Source organism: Ruminococcus callidus ATCC 27760 (genome assembly GCF_000468015.1).
In the GTDB taxonomy this organism is placed as follows: Bacteria; Bacillota; Clostridia; order Oscillospirales; family Ruminococcaceae; genus Ruminococcus_C; species Ruminococcus_C callidus.
Genome location: NZ_KI260304.1, coordinates 7,844 through 11,233 on the forward strand (window position 1 = coordinate 7,844; position 3,390 = coordinate 11,233).

The window sequence follows — 3,390 nt, forward strand, 5'->3', positions numbered from 1 at the left end:
CTGTCGCACAATCTTTGTGCGGTATTGCCCTTGTGCGGTGTTGCCCATATCAGAAAGGGGTCGTTTTCATGCAAAAGACACGCAAAATTTTTTCCAGACTGACTGCGGCGGTGCTTGCCGGTGCAATGCTGGTTTCCGGCGGGGCAGTTTCCATGACGGTTTCCGCCGCATCTGCAAAGCCGGTTCTGGACACAGATGTTACAGTGCCGTCAGCAGGCAATGTTCTCATCGGAATGGAGGGCACTTATGCCAACGATATACAGGCGGCTCTGAAACTGGTGAACCAGTACCGCTGGGAGGCTTGCAGCAATGGCTATCCCAATCCGGTGAACGGCAAAAAGCTGACCAAAAACGACTACGTCCCCATGGAGTGGTCTGCCGGACTGGAATATCTGGCACGGATTCGTGCGGCAGAGAGTTCCCAGACGATTGCTCACGAACGCACCAATGGTTCCAATTGTTTTCAGATTCAGACCCCAGGGGGCTACAGTTCCGGCGGTGAATGCCTTGCGTGGTGGAGCTGGGATCTGGATATGACGACCGGTGTGGAATTGTGGTACAACGAAAAGGACGATTACCTCAACCAGACCGGCGGCGTGACGGGACACTATACCAGTATGATCTCCCCCAGCAACCGCTATGTCGGCATGGGAGCTTTTGGTACCAGTACCGCACAGTACTACAGCACTTCCTGTGCGGAGTTCAGCGGCACCAACAACAGTGAAACGTTCCAGTTCACCTACGGTGATTGTGTCCAGACGCTGGAAGTGCCGGCGAGTGCGGTGACGATTTCCTCTAACCAGAGCAAGTACCTGTATTATGGTGACCGGAAAACCTTGCAGCTGACCGCTTCTTATAATGGGCACAGCGGCTTTCCGGTGGAGTATGCCAAGTGGAGTTCCTCTGCACCCAGCGTGGTGAGCATTGAGGGGAACAATACCGCTGTTGTGAAAGATTATGGCAAGGCAACACTTACCGCAGATCTGGGCGGCAAGACCTACACGCTGAATGTGGAAGTGAAAGACATTGTCAAAGGGGACGTGGAGTGCGACGACACCATTGACAGCTCCGACGTGTTCAGCACGCTGCTGCATGTGGCAAGTGTCGGTGCCGGCGTAGGCGGAACGCTTACTGACGGACAGCTGACCGCCGCAGACATTGACGGCAACGGCACTGTGGATTCTACAGATGTTTATTATTTAATGTATTATGTTGCCCTGAACGGTGCGGGAATTCATAGTTCGTGGGACGATGTGCTGAGATAAGAAAGAATTCCACAGAAAAGGGGAAAATCAACATGAAATGGTGGAAAAAGCTTCTGGTGCTGCTGGTCGCAGGGGTGGTTTGCGGAGCAATCATGCGGGTAATGGCACTGTGGGTATCGAAAAACACCCTGTCGGCATCGGCGGCAGAACAGACCTACGGCGATCTGACCTACGTGTTGCACAACGGAAACGCCGAGATCACCGGCTGTGCGGCAGGTGTGACAGCACTGGAGATTCCGGCAGAAATCGACGGCAGTTCGGTAACGGCGGTCGGGGACAGTGCCTTTCTCAAGCAGCAGAAGTTGCAGACCGTTTCCCTGCCGGACAGCGTTCAGAGCATCGGCTCACAGGCATTTTCCGGCTGTATCAACTTGCAGGAGATCACAGTTCCGGCAGGCACACAGTCTGTCAGCAACTCCGCTTTTTCCGGCTGCACCAATCTGGAAAAGGCAGTGTTGGGGGACAGTGTGGAAACATTGGGGAGCAGCGTGTTCTCCGGCTGTGAAAGTCTGGCAGAGGTGCAGCTTTCCGCCAACTTGCAGAAAATGGGCGGCAGCGTTTTCCAGAACTGCACTGCGTTGAAAACGGTTGCCATTCCGGAACAGGTGCAGACGCTGGGCGGCTCCACATTTTCCGGCTGTTCCCGTCTGTATCAGGTCACACTGCCGGCAAAGATGACCGAGATCCAAAGCTGTGCCTTTGAGGACTGCCCCAAACTGGAAACGCTCACCCTGCCGGAAAGCCTGACCACGCTCGGCTACGGGGCATTTCAAAACTGTTCCGGTTTGCAGAACATCAGCCTGCCGGAGCAGGTCACAGAAGTCGGCGACTACGCCTTTGCCCACTGCACCGCACTGGAGCAGGCGGCAGTTTCCGGAAACGTGCTGACACTCGGGAAAAACATGTTCTACGACTGCCGCAGACTTGCCGAAGTGACACTGGCGGAGGGCTTGACGGAACTGGGAAACAGCATGTTTCTGGACTGCATTTCCCTACAGACAATGACCATTCCGGACAGTGTTACCCAGATCGGGGAGTCCACATTCTCCGGCTGCACAGATTTGCAGCACGTCAAGCTTCCTCAAAATCTGAAACAGATCGGCGGCAATGCTTTCCGAAACTGCTCGTCCCTCACGGCAGTGGCATTTCCGGAAAAGCTGAAAAGTATCGGCAATGAAGCATTTTCCGGCTGTTCCGGACTACAGGAGGCACTGCTGCCGGATACGACAGATACACTGGGCTACAGCGTCTTTTATGGCTGTACAAGTCTGGAACGGGTGCGGCTTTCCGATGAAATTACGGAACTGGGGCAGACGGTGTTCCGCCAGTGCAAAAAGCTGCCGGAAATCACCCTGCCTAAGAATTTGACCACCATTGGGGAAAGCACCTTTTTCAGCTGTGACGGCTTCACGCGGGTGGAAATCCCCGACGGCACACAGCGAATCGGCTCCAACGCGTTTTCCTACTGCACCAACCTGAAAGAAGTTGTCATTCCCAAAAGCGTGACACAGATCGGCGGGGCGTTTGAGAGTTTCGCCGGCTGTGACAGTCTGACCGATGTGTACTATGCCGGCTCGGAGGAGGACTGGAACAAGATTCGGTTCTGCACGACACTGGACAAGATTCTGAAAGTGCGTATCCATTTCAACGGGGAATCGTCCGTGACCACTACCACGCCGGCGGAAACCACAACTGCCACGGAAACTACCGCGACTACCACAGTCACCACTGCGACAGAACCGGTTGTGCCGATCATGAAAGGCGACGTTGACGGCGACGGCAAGATCGACAGCAGTGACGTGTTCGCGGCAATGCTCTACGTGGCATACACCGCTGTGGGCAGAGCCGGCAATCTCACTGCTGACCAGATGCAAGCTGCGGACATCGACGAAAGCGGCAGCATCGATTCCACAGACGTGTACTATTTGTTGTACTATATCGCCCTGAATGGTGCGGGTGTCCGCAGTACATGGGCAGATGTGGTGAAATAATGCTTGCATTCGCGAGAGGCAGAAAGCCTGTATTCTTTTTTTCGGAATACAGGCTTTTTTGTGTTTGGAATGTTGTTGCATTTTACAGTTTATAGAATGTTCTCAAAAAGTTGTTTATTTTTTTTTTTTTTTTT

The 3,390-nt window shown here is 53.8% G+C and carries 2 protein-coding genes; both read left to right on the forward strand.

Annotation, left to right across the window (positions count from 1 at the left end; all coding sequences use genetic code 11):
* Nucleotides 1-68: 68 nt before the first annotated feature.
* Nucleotides 69-1,265: a CAP domain-containing protein gene (locus RUMCAL_RS01910; protein ID WP_040646555.1), complete on the forward strand. Its 1,197-nt coding sequence runs from the start codon at nucleotides 69-71 to the stop codon at nucleotides 1,263-1,265.
* A gap of 32 nt (nucleotides 1,266-1,297) precedes the next feature.
* Entirely contained in the window at nucleotides 1,298-3,256 is a 1,959-nt protein-coding gene (locus RUMCAL_RS01915) for a leucine-rich repeat protein (RefSeq protein WP_021680754.1), read from the forward strand.
* The last annotated feature ends 134 nt before the right edge of the window (nucleotides 3,257-3,390 follow it).